We start from the raw sequence: 18,672 nt of genomic DNA, 5'->3' as shown, positions 1-18,672 counted from the left end.
CCGGGGCCGTGGCCGTGCCTCAGTTCGCGGCGGCGACGCCGCCCGGCGTCCGCGTGCCGCCGTATTCGTTGATCGCCCAGTCGAGCCAGGTCTCGTACTGGGCCTCGCTGACCACCTTGACCGTGATCGGCATGTAGCTGTGGTCCTTGCCGCAGAGCTCCGAGCACTGGCCGAAATAGATGCCTTCCTTCTCGGCCATGAACCAGGTCTCGTTCAGGCGACCCGGCACCGCGTCCATCTTCACGCCGAAGGCGGGCATCGCCCAGGAATGGATCACGTCCGCGCCGGTGGTCAGCAGCCGCACGACCTTGTTGACCGGCACCACGACCGAGGTATCGGTGGCAAGCAGATGCAGTTCCGGCCCGTAGCCGTGCGCGGCGAGCTCATCCTCGGCCAGGAGCAGGCTGTCGAAGGAGAATTCGTTGTCGGCGTAGGTATAGTTCCAGTACCACTGGTTTCCGGTCGCCTTGATCGTCAGGTCCGGCGTCGGCACCTCGAGCTGCTTGAACAGGATCGGCAGCGAGAACGAGCCGATGATGATCAGGATCAGCACCGGGACCAGCGTCCAGGCGATCTCGACCCGGGTATTGTGCGTGAAGGTCGCAGGCGTTGGATTGGCGCGCCGGTTGAAGCGCAGGACGACGATGGCGAGCAGCGCGGTGACGAAGATCACGATCACGAACATGATCCCGTGTACCATCGTATCGAGCCAGTGCAGATCCGTGGCGACCGGCGTCGAGGCGGGTTGGAACGAGACCCCGCCGGCATGCGGAGCCCCGATGACGGGCAGATCGGCCGGTTCGGCCTGCGCCCAGGCCGCCCCTCCACCGAGGATCGCGGAACAGCCGAGCAGGAGAGCGATCCAGAGCTTCTTCATCGGGTGAGTCCGTCCCTTCAGGCCGTGGCCACGACCTTGGCCACCGCGCGAATTGTTGCAACAGAAGGCAGGTGAACCATATTAGCGTGGCAAGAACAAGACGCGGCTTCGCCGCGGCTGGCCGCTTTGGCCGAAGTGTCGAACCCGCGCGCAGGCGCGCCCAAGGAGGGCATCGTGCAGCCAATCCCCCGCTTTCAACCCTTCGAGACCGCTCTCGACGCCGACCGCGCGCTGGCGGAGTTGCGCGCGGCCACGGCCGGCGCCGACGATGGCGAGCTTTTCCTCGAACGCCACCGGGGCGAGGCACTGGTCTTCGACGACGGGCGGTTGCGCAATGCGAGCTACGAGGCGGGCGAGGGCTTCGGCCTGCGCGCCGTGCGGGGCGAGACCGCCGGCTATGCCCATTCGACCGAGATTTCCGAGGCGGCGCTGGCCCGGGCGGGGGAAACGGCGCGGCTCGCCGTCGGGGCCGGCGGCGGGGTGATGGCACCCGCGCCCCGGGCGACCAACCAGCGGCTCTATACCGACCACGACCCGTTCGACGACGCCGAATTCGCCGTGAAGGTCGAGATGCTGCGCGAGATCGACGCCTATGCGCGCGCGCTCGATCCGCGCGTGGCGCAGGTCTCGGCCAGCCTCGCCGCCAGCATGCAGGAGATCGAGATCCTGCGCCCCGAGGGCCAGCGCCTGACCGACGCCCGGCCGATGGTCCGGCTCCATATCTCGATCATCGTCGAGGAGAACGGCCGCCGCGAATCAGGCAGCGCCGGCGGCGGCGGCCGCTATGGCCTGTCGCCGCTGATGGGCACCGAGCACTGGAAGTCCGTCGCGGCCGAGGCCTTGCGCATCGCCACCGTCAATCTGCGCGCCGAGCCGGCGCCGGCCGGTGTGATGGACGTGGTGCTCGGGCCGGGCTGGCCGGGCATCCTGCTGCACGAGGCGATCGGCCACGGGCTCGAAGGCGACTTCAACCGCAAGAAGACCTCGGCCTTCGCCGGCCTGATGGGCACGCGGATCGCCGCGCCGGGGGTGAACGTCGTGGACGACGGCACCATCCCCGACCGCCGCGGCAGCATTTCCTTCGACGACGAAGGCACGCCGAGCCAGCGCAACGTGCTGATCGAGGACGGGATCCTCGTCGGTTACATGCAGGACCGCCAGAACGCGCGCCTGATGGGCGTGCCGGCCACCGGCAACGGCCGCCGCCAGTCCTACGCCCACGCGCCGATGCCGCGCATGACGAACACGATCATGCTCGGCGGCGACACGGATCCGGCCGACGTCCTCGCCGGACTGAAGGACGGGATCTACGCCGTCGGGTTCGGCGGCGGGCAGGTCGATATCACCAACGGCAAGTTCGTCTTCTCCTGCACCGAGGCCTACCGGGTGAAGAACGGCGTTGTCGGCGCGCCGGTCCGGGGCGCGACCCTGATCGGCGACGGCGCGACCGCGTTGAAGCAGATCCGGGCGATCGGCAACGACATGGCGCTCGATCCCGGGATGGGCAATTGCGGCAAGAACGGCCAGTGGGTGCCGGTGGGCGTCGGCCAGCCGACATTGCTGATCGGCGGGCTGACCGTCGGCGGCAGCGCCGCCTGAGCGTCGGTTAACCGCGCGTTTACCGCCCGCGCCGCCAATGGGCGCGAGGAGCTTCCCCGTGCCCGACGACGCCGCGCCGCCGCTTTCCGCGAAGATTCCGCCCGAGGCACTGCCCCGGTCCGAGGCGGCGCGGCTCGACTGGCTGCGGCTCTGGCGCTCGCGGCGCGTGGGACCGGCGACCTTCATCCGGCTGATCCGCGAATACGGCTCGGCCCGCGGCGCGCTCGACGCATTGCCGGCGATCGCCGCCGAGGCCGGGGTCAGCGGCTATGCGCCGGCGCCGAGGGCCGTGATCGAAGAGGAGTGGCGCGTGGCGGAGGCGGCGGGCGCGCGGCCGCTTCTGCTCGGCGCCGAGGACTATCCCCGGCTCCTCGCCACCATCCCCGATCCGCCGTCGTTTCTCTGGGCGATCGGCGACATCGCCCTCGGCCAGCGCGACGGCGTCGCCGTGGTCGGCGCCCGCAACGCCTCCGCGCTCGGCTGCCGCATGGCGGCGCGGCTGGCGCGCGAGCTTGGCGAGGCGGGTTTCGTCATCACCTCCGGCCTCGCCCGCGGCATCGACGCCGCCGCCCATCGCGCCGCGCTCGAGACGGGGACCATCGCCGTCCAGGCCGGCGGCGTCGATGTCGTCTATCCGCCGGAGAACGCCGAGCTCGCCGGCCGGATCGCGGAAACCGGCCTGCGCCTCTCGGAGATGCCGATGGGCCACCCGCCCCGACCGCAGGACTTTCCGCGCCGCAACCGCGTAGTCTCGGGCCTCGCCCTCGGCCTCGTGGTGGTCGAGGGCGCCACCCGCTCGGGCAGCCTCATCACCGCCCGCGCCGCGCTCGATCAGGGACGCGAGGTCATGGCCGTCCCGGGCAGCCCGATGGACGCCCGCGCCGGCGGCTGCAACCAGTTGATCCGCGATGGCGCGACCCTCGTGCGCGACGCCGCGGACGTGCTGGAGGCGATCGCCTCGGGCGTCGCGGCGCCTCCGTCCGCCCGGCCATCGCCTCGAACCACCCGCGCCCCGGTGGAGGCGCCCGTGCCCATGCCCGTGCCCGAGGGCGACGCGGCTGAACGGCTGTTCGACCTGATCGGACCGACGCCTGTCACCGAGGACGCGCTGACCCGCGCCGTTGGCCTGCCGGCCGCGCGGGTGGCGGCGCTGCTGCTCGATCTCGAGCTTCAGGGCCTGATCCGGCGTCATCCGGGGGCGACGATCAGCCGCGAAACCTGACGCGCCAACTCGCCCGGCGCCGCTTCGATCTCCCCCGGCGGAGACACGGAGCGCGGTACGCCCCACGGTTGACAAGCACGGGTGGGGGGAACATCTAGGCTCCGTCGCGGCGCCGGGCGCCGCAAAGGAGCCGCCCCATGGCAGTCGTCGTTGTGGAATCGCCCGCCAAGGCGAAGACGATCAACAAGTATCTCGGGCCGGACTACAAGGTCCTCGCCTCCTACGGCCATGTGCGCGACCTGCCTGCGAAGGACGGATCGGTCGATCCCGACAATGCCTTTCACATGCTGTGGGAGGTGGCGCCGGAGAGCCAGAAGCATGTGCGCGCCATCGCCGAGGCGCTGAAGGACGACGACAAGCTGATCCTCGCCACCGACCCCGACCGCGAGGGCGAGGCGATTTCCTGGCACCTGCTCGAGGCGCTGACCAAGCGCAAGGCGGTCAGGAAGGATACGGCCGTCGAGCGCGTGGTCTTCAATGCCATCACCCGCAACGCCGTCACCACGGCGATGGAGAACCCGCGCAAGATCGACATGGAGCTGGTCGACGCCTATCTCGCGCGGCGCGCGCTCGACTATCTCGTCGGCTTCAAGCTCTCGCCGGTGCTCTGGCGCAAGCTGCCCGGGGCGAAGTCGGCCGGCCGCGTGCAGTCGGTCACCCTGCGCCTGATCGTCGAGCGCGAGATGGAGATCGAGGCTTTCCGCAGCCGGGAATACTGGTCGGTCAAGGCCCGCCTCGCCACGCCGCGCGGCCAGGAGTTCGACGCCCGGCTCGTCAGCCTCGACGGGCGTCGGCTCGACAAGTTCGACATCGCGACGGGCGCGGCCGCCGAGGCCGCCGTCGCCGCGATCAGCGCGCGCGACCTGAGCGTCGCGGCGGTGGAATCGAAACCCGCGAGCCGCAATCCCTCGGCGCCCTTCATGACCTCCACCCTGCAGCAGGAGGCGAGCCGCAAGTTCGGCTTTGGCGCGCGCCAGACGATGAACACCGCCCAGCGCCTCTATGAGGCGGGCCATATCACCTATATGCGCACCGATGGCATCGACATGGCGCCCGAGGCGGTGATGGCCGCCCGCGACGTGATCAAGACCCGCTACGGCGACGCCTATGTGCCGAAGTCGCCGCGCATGTACAAGAACAAGGCCAAGAACGCGCAGGAAGCGCATGAATGCATCCGGCCGACCGACATGGGCCAGTCGCCGGACCGTGTCCGACTGGAGCCGGACCAGGCCAGGCTCTACGATCTCATCTGGAAACGCTCGGTCGCGAGCCAGATGGAGGCGGCGCGCTTCGAGCGGACGACGGTCGAGATCGCAAGCGCGGACGGCGCCGTCGGCCTGCGCGCCACCGGCCAGGTCGTCACCTTCGACGGCTTTCTCAAGGTCTATATGGAAGGCCGCGACGACGAGGAATTCGAGCTGGTCGACGAGGAGGACGGCGGCCGCCTGCCGGTGATCGTCTCGGGCGAGCGGGCCGACAAGCGGAGCGTGACCCCGGAACAGCATTTCACCCAAGCCCCGCCGCGCTACACCGAGGCGACGCTGGTCAAGCGGATGGAGGAGCTCGGCATCGGCCGGCCCTCGACCTATGCCTCGATCGTCTCGACGATCCAGGAGCGCGACTATGTCCGCAAGGAGAAGAACCGCCTGATCCCGCAGGACAAGGGGCGGCTGGTCACCGCCTTCCTCGAAAGCTATTTCGGCCGCTATCTCGACTATAATTTCACCGCCGACCTCGAGGAGGATCTGGACCGCGTCACCACGGGCGACGAGGACTGGAAGGCGCTGCTCGCCCGTTTCTGGACCGATTTCTCCGCCGCGCTCGGCGAGACGTCGGAACTGCGCATCACCGACGTGCTCGAGAAGATCAACGAGGTGCTGGAGCCGCATCTCTTCCCGGTGACGCCCGAGGATCCCGAGCCACGTCGCTGCAAGGTCTGCGGCGCCGGCCGGCTGTCCTTGCGCACCGCGCGCTCGGGCGGTGCCTTCATCGGCTGCTCGAACTACCCCGAATGCCGCTACACCCGGCCGCTCGCCGGCGAGGTCGAGGGCGGCGACGCCGCCGGTCCCGACGGCAAGTTGCTCGGCCATGACGACAACGGCCTGCCGGTCACGCTGCGCGTCGGCCCCTACGGGCTGTATGTCCAGCTCGGCGAGGCGACCGGGGACGCGCCGAAGCCGAAGCGCGCCTCGATCCCCAAGGGCATGGATGCCTCGGCCATCGACCTCGCGCGCGCGCTCGACATGCTGGCCCTGCCGCGGCTGATCGGCACGCATCCCGAGGATGGCGAGAAGGTCGAGGCCTCGATCGGCCGCTTCGGACCTTACGTGAAGCACGGCAAGATCTATGCGAACCTCAAGGACCCGGAGGAGGTGCTGACCATCGGCATGAACCGGGCGATGGAGGTGCTGGCGCAGAAGGCGGCCCGGGGCGCCGGCCGGGGCGCGGCGGTGAAGCCGCTGCGCGAGCTCGGCCAGCATCCGGACGGCGGCGATGTCGGGGTCTATGAGGGCAAATACGGGCCTTACGTCAAATGGGAAAAGGTCAACGCGACCCTGCCCAAGGACACGCCGGCCGAGGCGGTCACCCTGGAACAGGCGCTGGCGCTGATCGCCGCGAAAGCCCCGGCCAAGAAGTCGGCGAGAAAGAGCCCCGCCAAGAAGGCCGCGCCGAAGAAGAAGCCCGCCGCGAAGAAGCCCGCCGCGAAGAAGCCGGCGCCGAAGGCCGCCGCGCCCAAGACCGCGGCTGAATAGTCGGGCGCGGCGCGGCGCCAGGTCGCGCGAATTCGCGCGGGACGCCGCGCGCGGCGCATGTTAACGCGGGCGCCATGAGCGAACTCCCCACCGAAACCGAACTCCTCGCCTGGTTGCGCGACAATCCGACTCAAACCACGAAGCGCGACATCGCCCGCGCCTTCGGCCTGCGCGGCGCCGCCAAGATCGAGCTGAAGCAGATGCTCGCCCGCCTCGCGCGCGAGGGCCGGGTCGAGAGGCGCGGCAAGCGCGCGCGGCCCGCCGGCGACCTGCCGCCCGTGCTCGTGCTGCGCGTGACCGGCGCGGACGCGGATGGCGACCTCTGGGCCGAGCCGGTGGAGTGGGAGGCGGATGCGCCGTTGCCCCGCGTCCGTCTCGTCACCCGGCGCGACGACCCGGCACTCGGCGCGGGCGACCGCCTGCTCGGCCGGCTGCTGGCACCGGAAGGTCCCGAGGCGGCGCTGACCGCGCGGGTCATCCGCCGGATCGGCATGGGGCCGAGCCGGGTGATCGGCATCTATCACGAGAGCGAATCCGGTGGCCGGGTCGCCGCGATCGACAAGAAGATCGATCGCGACTGGCGCGTCGAGCCCGGCGATCGTGGCGGCGCGCGCGAGGGCGAGCTGGTCGAGGCCGAGCAGGTGGGTTCGCCCCGCGGCCACGGCCTGCCCCGGGCGCGGATCATCGCCCGGCTCGGCGATCCCTCGGCGCCGAAGGCGGTCTCGCTGATCGCGATCCACGAGCATGGCATTCCGGACGACTTCCCCGACGCCGCCCTCGCCGAGGCCGAGGCCGCGCGACCCGTGGCGCTAGGCCGGCGCGAGGATTTGCGCGCCCTGCCGCTCGTCACCATCGACCCCGAGGACGCCCGTGACCATGACGACGCGGTCTGCGCCCAGGGCGACGACGATCCGGCGAACCCCGGCGGGCATGTCGTCTGGGTCGCCATCGCAGATGTCGCGCACTATGTGACGCCGGGCTCGGCCCTCGACCGCGAAGCGCGGCGGCGGGGGAACTCCACCTATTTCCCCGACCGCGTGGTGCCGATGCTGCCCGAGGCGCTGTCCGCCGACCTCTGCTCACTGATCGAGGGCGCCGACCGGCCCTGCGTCGCTGTCCGCATGGTCCTGAACGCGCAAGGCGACAAGATCGCGCATCGCTTCACCCGCGGCCTGATGCGCTCGCCCGCCTCGCTCACCTATGCGCAGGCGCAGGGCGCGGCCGACGGTCGGCCCGACGCCGCGACCGAACCGCTGGTGGAGACCGTCATCCGTCCGCTCTGGGCCGCCTGGCGCGCCGCCCACGCCGCCCGCGACCAGCGCCAGCCGCTGAACCTCGACCTGCCGGAGCGCCGGATCGTGCTGTCCGACGACGGCCGCGTGTTGTCGGTGAATTTCCGCGATCGGTTCGACGCGCATCGGGTGATCGAGGATTTCATGATCCTCGCCAATGTCGCGGCCGCCGAGACGCTGGAGAAGAAGCGCGCGCGCCTGCTCTACCGCGTGCATGAGGAACCCTCGCCCGAAAAGCTCGACGCTTTGCGCGAGACGGCGCAGAGCGTCGGTCAGGTGCTGGCCAAGGGTCAGGTGCTGAAGACCGCGCATCTGAACCGCCTGCTTGACGGTGTCGCGGGCACAGAACATGCCGAGATGATCAATATCTCGGTGCTGCGCGCCATGACCCAGGCCTATTACGCGCCGGAGAATTTCGGCCATTTCGGCCTCAACCTGCCGCGCTACGGCCATTTCACCTCGCCGATCCGCCGCTATGCCGACCTCGTCCTGCATCGCGCGCTGATCCGGGCCGAGGGCTGGGGGCCCGATCCGAAGAAGGACGGGCTCACCCATGACGAGGAAGTCGCCCTGCCAGAGACCGGCGAGCATATCTCGATGACCGAGCGGCGCTCGATGATGGCCGAGCGCGACACGACGGACCGCTATCTCGCGGCCTATCTCGCCGACCGGATCGGCGCGGAGTTCGAGGGGCGCGTCGCCGGCGTCGCCCGTTTCGGTCTGTTCGTGAAGCTGGACGAGACCGGCGCCGACGGGCTGATCCCGATTTCCTCTCTGGGGCGCGAATATTTCGCCTATGACGCGGGCACCCAGACCCTGACCGGCGAGCGCACGCGCCGGGTGATCGGCCTCGGCGCCCGGGTCACGGTGCGGCTGGCCGAGGCGGTGCCGGTGACCGGCGGCCTGCTCTTCGAGCTCCTCACCATAGACGGCCGCGCGATGGCCGGCGGCGGCAAGAGTCCGGTGCGTGGCACGCCCCGTCGCAAGCTGGTGAAATCCCGGATCCGGGACCGGAAATCCGGGCGCCACTGATCGATCTCCAATCCACTTGCGCAATTTCAGGTAGATCGCGGCGCCAATCCGCTTTTTTTCGCGCGAGCTTCCCGCTAGTCTCTCCGGCAAAACGATCGAGCAGAGATCGAACCGGAGGCAGGCGGTTGAAACGGATTTCATTCGCGATGATTCTACTGGCATTCGGGGTCGCGGGATGCGGCGCCGGCGCCAACCAGCAGGTCGATGCAAGAGTGCCACCCGCGGCCCGGAACAGCCCCAGCCCGCAGCCCGAGAGCTTCGTCGCCTGGAAGGCGGCGTTCCGCACGCGCGCGATCGCGCAAGGCATCAGTCCCGGCGTGTTCGACGCCGCGTTTCAGGGCGTCGGGGTCAATGCCGACGTGGTACGGCTCGACGGGCGGCAGGCGGAATTCACCAAGCCGATCTGGGAATATCTCGACAGCGCCGCCTCGCCGACGCGGGTCGAGACCGGTCGCGCCAAACGCCGCGAACTCGGCCCGACGATGACTGCGATCGAGGCGCGCTACGGCGTCGACGGCGAGGCGGTTCTGGCGATCTGGGGCATGGAATCGAACTACGGTGCCAATCGTGGCGACATCCCGGTGATCGAGAGCCTCGCGACCCTCGCCTACGAGGGTCGGCGCCGGAGCTTCGCCGAGGAACAGCTGGTCGCCGCCTTGCGCATCCTGCAGGCGGGCGACGTAACCCCGGCGGAGATGCGCGGCTCCTGGGCCGGGGCGATGGGCCATACCCAGTTCATCCCGACGAGCTATCAGTCCTACGCGGTGGATTTCGGCGGCGACGGCCATCGCGACGTCTGGTCGAACGATCCGACCGATGCGCTGGCCTCGGCGGCGAATTATCTGGCGAAATCGGGCTGGCGGCTGAACCAGCCCTGGGGGATCGAGGTGCATATGCCGGCCGGCTTCAGCTATGCCAGCGCCGACCAGGGCAATCGCAAGCCGGTCAGCCACTGGAACGGCCTCGGCGTGACGACCATGGACGGGCGGCCGATCCCCGACTACGGACCGGCCGCGATCATCGCCCCGGCCGGCGCGCGCGGCCCGACCTTCGCGGTGTTCCAGAATTTCTACGTGATCAAGAAATACAACAACGCCACCTCCTATGCGATGGGCGTCGGCACCCTTGCCGACCGCATCGGCGGCGGCGGCGGCTTCGTGTCGCCCTGGCCGCGCGACGAGCGCGAACTCAGCCGTACCGAAAAGATCGAGCTGCAGGAGCGGCTGATCGCCAAGGGCTACGACACCGGCGCCACCGACGGCGTGATCGGCCCGAACACCATTCAGGCGATCCGCGGCTTCCAGTCCGCGCAAGGCATGACCCCCGACGGCTACGCCTCCTCCGCGCTGCTGCTGAAGCTGCGCTGAGACCGTCTGGAAATCCGGCGGCGGAGGGCTGGCGAGGGATTTTCGCGATCCCGGCAGGAGAGCGGCGAGGCCAATATCGGGATACTGGCCTCAATGTTCGACGCACCGGGGCGCGAAAAGACCCGCCAGACCGACCCGTTCGAGTTTTCAAACAGTCTCCGAGAACGCCGCCGGCTCAGCGGCCCCAGCCCACGCCCTGCATCTCGCGCAGGCGCGAAACTGTGCGTTCGAACTCGAAGGCGCCCGCGCCCTCGACATGGAGCGCCTCGGGCTCGGCGGCGGCGGAGACGATCAGCCGGACCCGCGCCTCATAGAGCGCATCGATCAGCGTGACGAAGCGCTTGGCCTCGTTGGCGCGCGCAGGCCCGAGGGTCGGGACGTCCTCCAGGATCAGGATATCGAGCGCCTCGGCCAACGCCAGATAGTCGGCGGGCCCGAGCGGCCGGCCGCAGAGCTCGGCGAAGCTCGCCCGGGCCACCCGGTTCCGATGCCGCGGCAGCGCCACCTCCCGCCCATGCACTTCCAGCGCCAGCGGGGCGTCCGGCCCTTGGGTCAGCGCCGCCCAGGCCGCGTCGAGCGCCGCGGTCGCCGCGGGGCCCGACGGCGTGTGATAGACCGGCGCCCCGGCCAGAACCTCGAGCCGGTGGTCGGTCGCGCTGGCGAGTTCGTGTACCTCGAGCTTGTCCTTGATCAGCGCGATGAAGGGCAGGAACAGCTGCCGGTTCAGTCCGTTCTTGTAGAGATCGTCCGGCGCCCGGTTCGAGGTGGCGACGATGACCACGCCCCGCTCGAACAGCCGCTCGAACAGTCGCCCGACCAGCATGGCGTCGGTGATGTCGGTGATCTGCGCCTCGTCGAAACAGAGCAGCGTCGCGCCGTCCGCCACCGCGTCGGCGACCGGGCGGATCGGATCGGTGACGCCCCGCGCCCGCGCGGCCCCGATGCCCTTGTGGATCTCCTGCATGAAGGCGTGGAAATGCACGCGGCGCTTGGGGCTGATCGGCGCGGTCTGAAAGAACAGGTCCATCAGCATCGACTTGCCGCGCCCGACGCCGCCGAAGAGATAGAGCCCCGGCACCGCCTTCTGCTCCATCCGCTCGCGGCCCCAGCCGAAACGCCCGAGCCCGACGCTCTTCGGTTTCGCCGGATTGTAGTCGGCGAGCCGGAGCGCGAGCAGCTGCAGCTTCTCGACGGCGAGACGTTGCGCCGGATCGGCGTTCAGCGCGCCCTCGGCCACCCGATCGCGATAGGCCGCCATCGGCCCGATGTGATCCATGCGCGCGGTCCTCTCCAGCTCCGTCCCTCCCTAGCAAATGAACCCGCGGCGTCAACCGGCGGTCGCGCGGGGCGAGGGTGCGCCGAAGCGGTTTGACCTCGCGGTGAATTGGACTATTCGGACCGATGAAGCGCCCCGCGCCGGGGCGCGCAACGGGAAACACGGAACATGTCGGAACGACACTGGACGATTCTGGGCTATGACGGCGGCGCGAAGACCTTCGAGCAGTCGGTACCGGTCGATGTCATCGCCGAGAGCGACGTGAAGGAGCTGCTGCGCCGCCTCGTCGCGCGGCACTGGAGCGAGGAGCAGGTCGTCGCCGCCTCGCTCAGTTCCACCGCGCGCGAGCCGATTCTCGAGATCGCCGAGACCGCGGAGGGCCCCTTCGGCTTCACCACCGACGCGAACTATCCGCGCTACTATGTCGCGATACTCGGCGACGTAGCGGACGAGATCGAGGATCTCGGCGCCGAACAGGACGCTTGATCCCGTTGGTTGCACAGGGGCGCCGGCGGAAGGAAATGCGCGCCGGCCCCCGCCGGGCGGACATTTGTCCGCCCGTTTCCCCATGGCGCGCAACTTCATCACGAACGGTGATGGACGACCGCGCGTAAATTCGTTTGACGCGCCAGCCGGCGGCCGCGAAGGATCGGGCTTCCGCCCGCCTGGAGCGCCCCCGATGACCCTCGATGTCCGCGCCGCACCCCTGTTCACGGCTGTCCTGCTGGCCAGCTGCGGGATCCTGGTGATCAATTTCGGCATCCGGGCGAGTTTCGGCCTGTTCCAGATCCCGATCGCCGAGCAATTCGGCTGGCCACGCGCCGATTTCTCGCTCGCCATCGCCGTCCAGAATCTCGCCTGGGGCGTCGGCCAGCCGATCTTCGGCGCGATCGCCGAGCGGTTCGGCGACAAGAAGGCGATCATCCTCGGCGCCATCGTCTACGCGCTCGGGCTTGTGCTCTCGGCGAGCGCGGTCACACCGGGCGCGCATCAGTTCCTCAATATCCTCATCGGCTTCGGCATCGCCGGCACCGGCTTCGGCGTCATCCTCGCCATCGTCGGCCGGGCCGCCTCGCCGGAACATCGCTCGCTGGCGCTTGGCGTCGCCACCGGCGTCGGCTCGGGCGGCCAGGTGATCGGCCCGTTGCTCGCCGAGCATCTGCTGAGCTTCATGCCCTGGAGCTCGGTGTTCCTCGTCTTCGCCGGGCTGATCCTCGCGACGCTGCTCCTGCTGCCGTTCCTCAAGGGCGACGTCCACCCGGCGCCGCTGCCCGGCGAGGCCGGAATGGGCGCGATCGTCGGCCAGGCGGTGCGCGACCCGAGCTTCATCCTGATCTTCATCGGCTTTTTCTCCTGCGGCTATCAGCTCGGCTTCATCACCGCGCATTTCCCCGCCTTCATCACCGAAGTCTGCGCGCCGATCGCGCCCGGATCGCTGCTCTCGGTGATGGGGATCACCACGACGACCGCGCTCGGCGCGCTCTCGATCGCGCTGATCGGCGTCGCCAACATCGTCGGAACCATCACCGCCGGCGCGCTCGGCAAGCATTTCCGCAAGAAATACCTGCTCGCGCAGATCTACGCCGCCCGCACCATCGTCGCCGCCGCCTTCATCCTGACGCCGATGACGCCGGCGACGGTGGTGATCTTCTCGCTGATCATGGGCGCGCTCTGGCTCGCCACCGTGCCGCTGACCAGCGGTCTCGTCGCCCAGATCTGGGGCCTGCGCTACATGGGCACCCTCTACGGCCTCGTGTTCCTCAGTCATCAGATCGGCGCCTTCATCGGCGTCTGGCTCGGTGGCCGGCTCTACGATCTCTACGGCGACTACAACCTCGTCTGGTGGATCGGCGTCGGCGTCGGCGCCTTCTCCGCGCTGGTGCATCTGCCGATCCGCGAGCGTCCCTCGATGCTCGCCACCGCCTGAAGGCTCGTCCGGGATCCGCGCGGGGCTTGCGCCAGATCATGGTCGGAGCACGTGCCGCGCGCTTCCATCGCTCCGAACCCAGAGAGCGAGGAGCGCGCGATGCCCGTCACCGCCGAGGATATCCGGATCATCAAGGACAGCCTGCCGCTCGTGGGTCCGCGGATCAGGCCGGCGTCCGAGCAGTTCTATGAAAATCTCTTCAGCATCGCGCCGGAGTTGCGGCCGCTGTTCCGCGCCGACCTCGCCGGCCAGGGGATGCGCTTTTTCTCGACGCTCGCCACCATCTGCGACCTGCTCGACGAACCCGGGGCGCTGACGGACGAGATCGCCGATCTCGCGCGCGCCCATGCCGGCGTGGGTGTGCGGCCCGAACATTTCAAGGCGCTCGGCGCGGCGCTGGTCGTGACGCTCGGCGAGACGCTCGCGCCGGACTTCACCTGCGAGATGGCCCGGGCGTGGCACAATGCCTTTGACGAGATCGCCGATCGGATGATCGCCATCGGCGCCTTCGCCTGAGCCGGGGGGGGGCCGCTCATCAGCCTCCCAGATGTGCGATTCCCTTCGCGCGCGCGATCTCCATCTGCCGCCGCCGCTCGCGAAAACCGGCGCGGCGGGTCTCGTCGTATTCGCCGACGCAAGCCGGACAGGCGACCTCCGCCTCGAAATCCGCATGCGCTTGGTCCGCCTCGGACACCGGGCGTCCGCAGGCATGGCACCGCCCGTGCCGCCCGAGCGCCAGCCCGTGCCCAACCGAGACCCGCCCGTCGAAGACGAAACATTCGCCTCGCCATCGACTCGCGGCCTCCGGGACCTCCTCGAGATACTTCAGAATACCGCCGCGCAGGTGATAGACCTCCCGGACCCCCTCGGCGAGCAGGAAGCTCGATGCCTTCTCGCAGCGGATGCCGCCGGTGCAGAACATCGCCACCGGCCGCCCCTCGAAGGCATCACGATTCGCCCGCCACCAGTCTGGAAAGTCGCGGAAAGTCTTGAGCCCTGGGTCGATCGCTCCCTCGAAGCCGCCGATCGCCACCTCATAGGCGTTGCGCGTGTCGATCACCACGGTTTCCGGCCGCCCGATCAGCGCGTTCCAGTCCGACGGCGGCACATAGACCCCGACCGCCCGCGTCGGATCGGCCTCGGGGCGTCCCAGCGTCACGATCTCACGCTTCAGCCGCACCTTCATCCGGCGAAACGGCATGACGTCGGCGTGGCTCAGCTTCGCCTCCAGCCCGGAGCAGCCCGGCAGGCCGCGCAGATGCGCCAGAACCGCGGCGATGCCCTCGGGCGCGCCGGCGATGGTCCCGTTCAGCCCCTCGCGCGCCAGCAGCAGCGTCCCCGTGATCCCCGCCCGCGCGCAGGCCCGCGCCAAGGGCCCCCGCAAGGCGGCGGGGTCGGCGAACGGCGTGAAGCGATAGAGCGCGGCGACCAGGATCTCGGACATCCGCGGCCTCTACCAGCCCCCGCCCGCCCTGCCAAGCGCGGGCCGCGCGTGGCGGAAATCGGCCGGCTTGTCGGAGAATGGGAAGGCCGTCGGCCGCCGTCAGAGCTGCAGGCCCGCGCGGGCGAGCCACTCCTCGAGGAGCGGGCGCACCGTGCGGCCGCCGCGCCGGATCTCCTGTTCGACGAGGTCGCGCGCCTCCATGAGATCGACCTGGCGCAACAGCGCCTTCACCGGCCCGATCGAAGCCGGCCGCATCGACAGGTTGCGCAGACCCACCGCGGCGAGTCCGAGCGCCTCCAGCGGCCGGCCAGCGTCCTCACCGCAGAAGGACAGGGGAGTGCCATGGTCGGCGCAGCGGGCGACGATCTGCCGAAGGAAGCTGAGGAAGCTCACGCTCAAAGTGTCGTAGCGCCGGCGGACCAGCTCGTTCTCGCGGTCGGCGGCGAAGAAGAACTGCTTCAGGTCGTTGCCGCCGATCGAGATGAAATCGGTGAGCTCGAAGAAGCGGTCGGGCGCGTAGGCGAGGCTCGGCGTCTCGAGCATGGCGCCGACCCGGACGCTCGACGGCACCAGGTTGCCGAGCGCTTGCTCGCGGGCGATCTCGCGCAGGACGAGCTCGCGGCTGGTCTCGAACTCGCAGGCCTCGGCGACGAAGGGAAACATCACCTGCAGCGGCCGGCCGCGGGCGCCGCGTAGCAGAGCCTGAACCTGCATCCGCATGATGCCGGGACGGTCGAGCCCGACCCGGATCGCGCGCCAGCCGAGCGCCGGATTCGGCTCCTCGGCCCGCTTCATGTAGGGCAGGACCTTGTCCGAGCCGATGTCGAGCGTACGGAACACCACCGGTTTCTCCCCGGCGGAATCGAGGATCCGCGCATAGAGCGCGGCGAGGTCGGTGCGCTTCGGCACCGTGGCCCGGATCAGGAACTGAAGCTCGGTGCGGAACAGCCCGACCCCGATCGCGCCGCATTTCGGCAGGCTCGGCAGATCCGCCATCAGGCCGGCGTTCATGTGCAGATGCAGCGTCACACCGTCGCGGCTGGTCGCGGGCTTGTCGCGCAGCGCGGCATAGGCCTGCTGCGCCTCGGCCCGCATCTCGATCTTCTCGCGGAAGGCGCGGGCGATGGTCTCCTCGGGCCGCAGATGGACCGAGCCATGGTCGCCGTCGATCAGAACAGGGTCGCCGTTCAGCGCCTCGCGCGTGATGCGCGTCGCCTGAATGACCAGCGGAATGGCGAGCGCCCGGGCCACGATCGCCGCGTGACTGCCGACCGAGCCTTCCTCCAGCACCACGCCGCGCAGCCGCCGGCCGTAGTCGAGCAGCTCCGCCGGACCGATATTGCGGGCGACGAGGATCGCATCCTCGGGGATCTCGCGGCCATTGTTGGGCGTGACCCCGGCGAGCAGGCGCAGCAGCCGGTTCGCGAGATCGTCGAGATCATGCAGCCGCTCGCGCAGATAGGGGTCGGCGACGCGGCTCATCCGGGCGCGGGTCGCCGATTGCTCCTTCTCGACCGCGACCTCGGCGGCGAGGCCGCTCTCGATGGAATCCTCCATCCGGCGCACCCAGCCCTTGTCATGGGCGAACATGCGATAGGCCTGCAGCACGTCCCGATGGTCGCCGGTCGCGGTCAGGTAGTCCGCCGCCAGCATCTCGTCGACCTCGGCCCTCAGCTCCACCAGCGCGGCGCGCAGCCGCGCCGTCTCGCGCGTGGGGTCGTCGCTGATCGGATTGTTCACCAGCACCTGCGGCTCGTGCAGCAGGACATGACCCTCGGCGACGCCCTCCTGCCCGACGAGGCCGCGCACCGAGAAGGGCAGCTTGTGCGGCCGCGCCAGCTCCATCGGGCCCGGGCCGACGAAGGCGCCGAGTTCGGCCATCTCCGCGATGACCATGGCGACGACCTCGAGGGCATAGACCTCGTCGTCGGTGTATTCGCGCGCCTGCCGGTTCTGCACCACCAGCACGCCCAGCACCTCGCCCAGCCGCTGCACCGGCACGCCGAGGAAGCTCGAATAGATCTCCTCGCCGGTCTCGGGCATGAAGCGAAAGCCGCGGGTGCCGGGCGCGTTCGGCGTGTTGATCGGCTCCGCGCTCTCGGCGATGCGCCCGACCAGGCCCTGACCGACGCGCATCCGTGTCTGATGCACGGATTCCGCGTTAAGCCCCTGCGTCGCGCAGAGTTCCAGCGTGACGTCGTCGCGCTTGAGATAGATCGAGCAGACTTCGGCCACCAGTCCCTCGGCGATCAGCCGGGTGATGCCGTCGAGCCGTTCCTGTCCGCCGCCCGGTTCGGCCAGCGTCTCGCGGAGGCGCGTCAGGATCACACGGCTGTCGACCGCGTCGGAAAACGACATCGTCCGTCCCTGTACCAAGGGCTAGCCGGCTTTCTCCAGCTCGAAGGCATCATGCAATGCCTGCACCGCCAGTTCCAGATATTTGCGGTCCACCAGTACCGAGACCTTGATCTCGGATGTTGTGATCACCTTGATATTCACGCCTTCCGCGGCCAACGCCGAGAACATCTTGTGCGCGACGCCCGCGTGGCTGCGCATACCGATGCCGACGATCGAGACCTTCGCCACGTTCTCATCGACATCGAGCCCGCGATAGTCGATCCGGCCGGCGGTGACCGCGTGCTCCAGCGCGAGGCGGGCGCGCGGCACATCGTCGGTCGGGCAGGAGAAGGTCATGTCGGTCCGGCCATCGGAGCCGATGTTCTGCACGATCATGTCGACATTCACACCCGACTCGGCCAGCGGACCGAAGATCGCCGCCGCGATGCCGGGCCGGTCGGCGACGCTCATCAGGGTCAGCTTCGCCTCGTCGCGCGAATGGGCGATGCCGCTCACCACTCTGCTTTCCATGATCTCCTCCTCGTCGCAGACGAGCGTGCCGGGCTCGTCCGAAAAACTGCTGCGCACCCGCAGCCTGACCTTGTAGCGCATGGCGAGCTCGACGCTGCGCGTCTGCAGGACCTTGGCGCCGAGCGAGGCGAGCTCCAGCATCTCTTCGTAGGAGATCCGGCCAAGCTTGCGCGCCTTTCTGGTGATGCGCGGGTCGGTGGTATAGACGCCGTCGACGTCGGTGTAGATGTCGCAGCGCTCGGCCTCGAGCGCGGCGGCGAAGGCGACGGCGCTGGTGTCCGAGCCGCCGCGTCCGAGCGTCGTGATCCGCCCCTCCGGGCTGACGCCCTGGAACCCCGCGATGACGGCGTGCAGTCCTTCGTCGAACTTCTTCAGGAGCCGCGTGGTGTCGATCGACTCGATCCGCGCCGCGCCATGCGCCGAATTGGTGCGCAGCGGTACCTGCCAGCCCTGCCAGCTGCGGGCGGGCACGCCCATTTCCTGCAAGGTCAGGGCCATGAGCCCGGCCGTCACGTTCTCGCCGGAGGCCACGACCGCGTCGTATTCCCGCGCGTCATAGAGCATCGTGGTCTGCCGTACCCAGCCGACGAGTTCATTTGTCTTGCCGGACATCGCCGAAACGACGACGCTGACATCGTATCCGGCCTCGACCTCGCGTTTGACGCGGGCGGCGGCGTTGCGGATACGATCGAGGTCAGCGACGCTGGTGCCGCCGAATTTCATGACCAGGCGCGGCATGGTATTCCCGGAAAACTGAGCCGGGCCCGCTTTACCGGCGCCGCCGCCTGGCCGCAAGCCGGATCGGCCCGGGGGCCGGCGAGGCCCGACCGGAAGCGGCGCCATGCCGGGTCAAGCCACGGGGCGGGGGCGTTCTCGCGTCCGTCGCGGCGTCTCATACCAACGGCCACGTCGGCTGACCCTTTACTCAGGGGTCGGACACAAGCCCCAGCCGGGCGTTGGGGGCGTTGGGCGTGACGAATGGGCCGCCGGTCTCGACCGTCGGCGAGACCGGCCG

Annotated in this window: 13 protein-coding genes; 8 read left to right on the top strand and 5 right to left on the bottom strand. The window is 69.5% G+C overall.

What is annotated here, in order from left to right:
• Positions 1-19: 19 nt before the first annotated feature.
• Positions 20-877 (bottom strand): cytochrome c oxidase subunit II, encoded by an 858-nt coding sequence (gene coxB / locus Q0480_RS11050; RefSeq protein WP_299132890.1) that lies wholly within the window; start codon positions 875-877, stop codon positions 20-22.
• A 174-nt stretch (positions 878-1,051) separates the two neighbouring features.
• On the opposite strand from coxB, the gene tldD reads away from it, so the two are divergent.
• The 5 genes from tldD to Q0480_RS11025 all read left to right on the top strand — a co-directional run bounded on the left by tldD (position 1,052) and on the right by Q0480_RS11025 (position 10,142).
• Positions 1,052-2,476 (top strand): metalloprotease TldD, encoded by a 1,425-nt coding sequence (gene tldD / locus Q0480_RS11045; protein WP_299132888.1) that lies wholly within the window; start codon positions 1,052-1,054, stop codon positions 2,474-2,476.
• 58 nt (positions 2,477-2,534) lie between these two features.
• Positions 2,535-3,698, top strand: a complete 1,164-nt coding sequence (gene dprA, locus Q0480_RS11040; RefSeq protein WP_299132886.1) for a DNA-processing protein DprA — start codon at positions 2,535-2,537, stop codon at positions 3,696-3,698.
• 137 nt (positions 3,699-3,835) lie between these two features.
• Positions 3,836-6,451, top strand: a complete 2,616-nt coding sequence (gene topA / locus Q0480_RS11035; RefSeq protein ID WP_299132876.1) for a type I DNA topoisomerase — start codon at positions 3,836-3,838, stop codon at positions 6,449-6,451.
• 74 nt (positions 6,452-6,525) lie between these two features.
• Positions 6,526-8,775 (top strand): ribonuclease R, encoded by a 2,250-nt coding sequence (rnr, locus tag Q0480_RS11030; RefSeq protein ID WP_299132873.1) that lies wholly within the window; start codon positions 6,526-6,528, stop codon positions 8,773-8,775.
• A gap of 146 nt (positions 8,776-8,921) precedes the next feature.
• On the top strand, positions 8,922-10,142 hold the full coding sequence (locus Q0480_RS11025) for a lytic murein transglycosylase (protein ID WP_299132870.1): 1,221 nt from the start codon (positions 8,922-8,924) through the stop codon (positions 10,140-10,142).
• A gap of 175 nt (positions 10,143-10,317) precedes the next feature.
• Here the strand turns inward: Q0480_RS11025 and zapE are convergent, their stop codons facing one another.
• Positions 10,318-11,418, bottom strand: coding sequence for a cell division protein ZapE (zapE, locus tag Q0480_RS11020; protein ID WP_299132865.1), 1,101 nt, complete (start codon positions 11,416-11,418; stop codon positions 10,318-10,320).
• Between the two features lie 168 nt (positions 11,419-11,586).
• On the opposite strand from zapE, the gene Q0480_RS11015 reads away from it, so the two are divergent.
• From Q0480_RS11015 to Q0480_RS11005, 3 genes are all read left to right on the top strand, one after another.
• On the top strand, positions 11,587-11,904 hold the full coding sequence (locus Q0480_RS11015) for a hypothetical protein (RefSeq protein ID WP_299132862.1): 318 nt from the start codon (positions 11,587-11,589) through the stop codon (positions 11,902-11,904).
• Positions 11,905-12,097: 193 nt separating this feature from the next.
• Positions 12,098-13,345, top strand: coding sequence for an MFS transporter (locus Q0480_RS11010; RefSeq protein WP_299132860.1), 1,248 nt, complete (start codon positions 12,098-12,100; stop codon positions 13,343-13,345).
• A 99-nt stretch (positions 13,346-13,444) separates the two neighbouring features.
• Positions 13,445-13,861: a globin domain-containing protein gene (locus Q0480_RS11005; RefSeq protein ID WP_299132857.1), complete on the top strand. Its 417-nt coding sequence runs from the start codon at positions 13,445-13,447 to the stop codon at positions 13,859-13,861.
• A 19-nt stretch (positions 13,862-13,880) separates the two neighbouring features.
• On the opposite strand, the gene Q0480_RS11000 is transcribed toward Q0480_RS11005, so the two are convergent.
• The 3 genes from Q0480_RS11000 to Q0480_RS10990 all read right to left on the bottom strand — a co-directional run bounded on the left by Q0480_RS11000 (position 13,881) and on the right by Q0480_RS10990 (position 18,395).
• The gene (locus Q0480_RS11000) at positions 13,881-14,789 is read right to left on the bottom strand and encodes a rhodanese-related sulfurtransferase (RefSeq protein WP_299132854.1); all 909 of its coding nucleotides are present in this window, start codon (positions 14,787-14,789) and stop codon (positions 13,881-13,883) included.
• Between the two features lie 99 nt (positions 14,790-14,888).
• Positions 14,889-17,147, bottom strand: coding sequence for a phosphoenolpyruvate--protein phosphotransferase (gene ptsP, locus Q0480_RS10995; protein WP_299132851.1), 2,259 nt, complete (start codon positions 17,145-17,147; stop codon positions 14,889-14,891).
• Positions 17,148-17,168: 21 nt separating this feature from the next.
• Positions 17,169-18,395, bottom strand: coding sequence for an aspartate kinase (locus Q0480_RS10990; protein ID WP_299132847.1), 1,227 nt, complete (start codon positions 18,393-18,395; stop codon positions 17,169-17,171).
• Positions 18,396-18,672 lie beyond the last annotated feature (277 nt).

The organism is uncultured Amaricoccus sp. (assembly GCF_937891315.1).
Classification (GTDB): Bacteria; Pseudomonadota; Alphaproteobacteria; order Rhodobacterales; family Rhodobacteraceae; genus Amaricoccus.
This window is presented reverse-complemented; position numbering and strand designations above follow the sequence as displayed.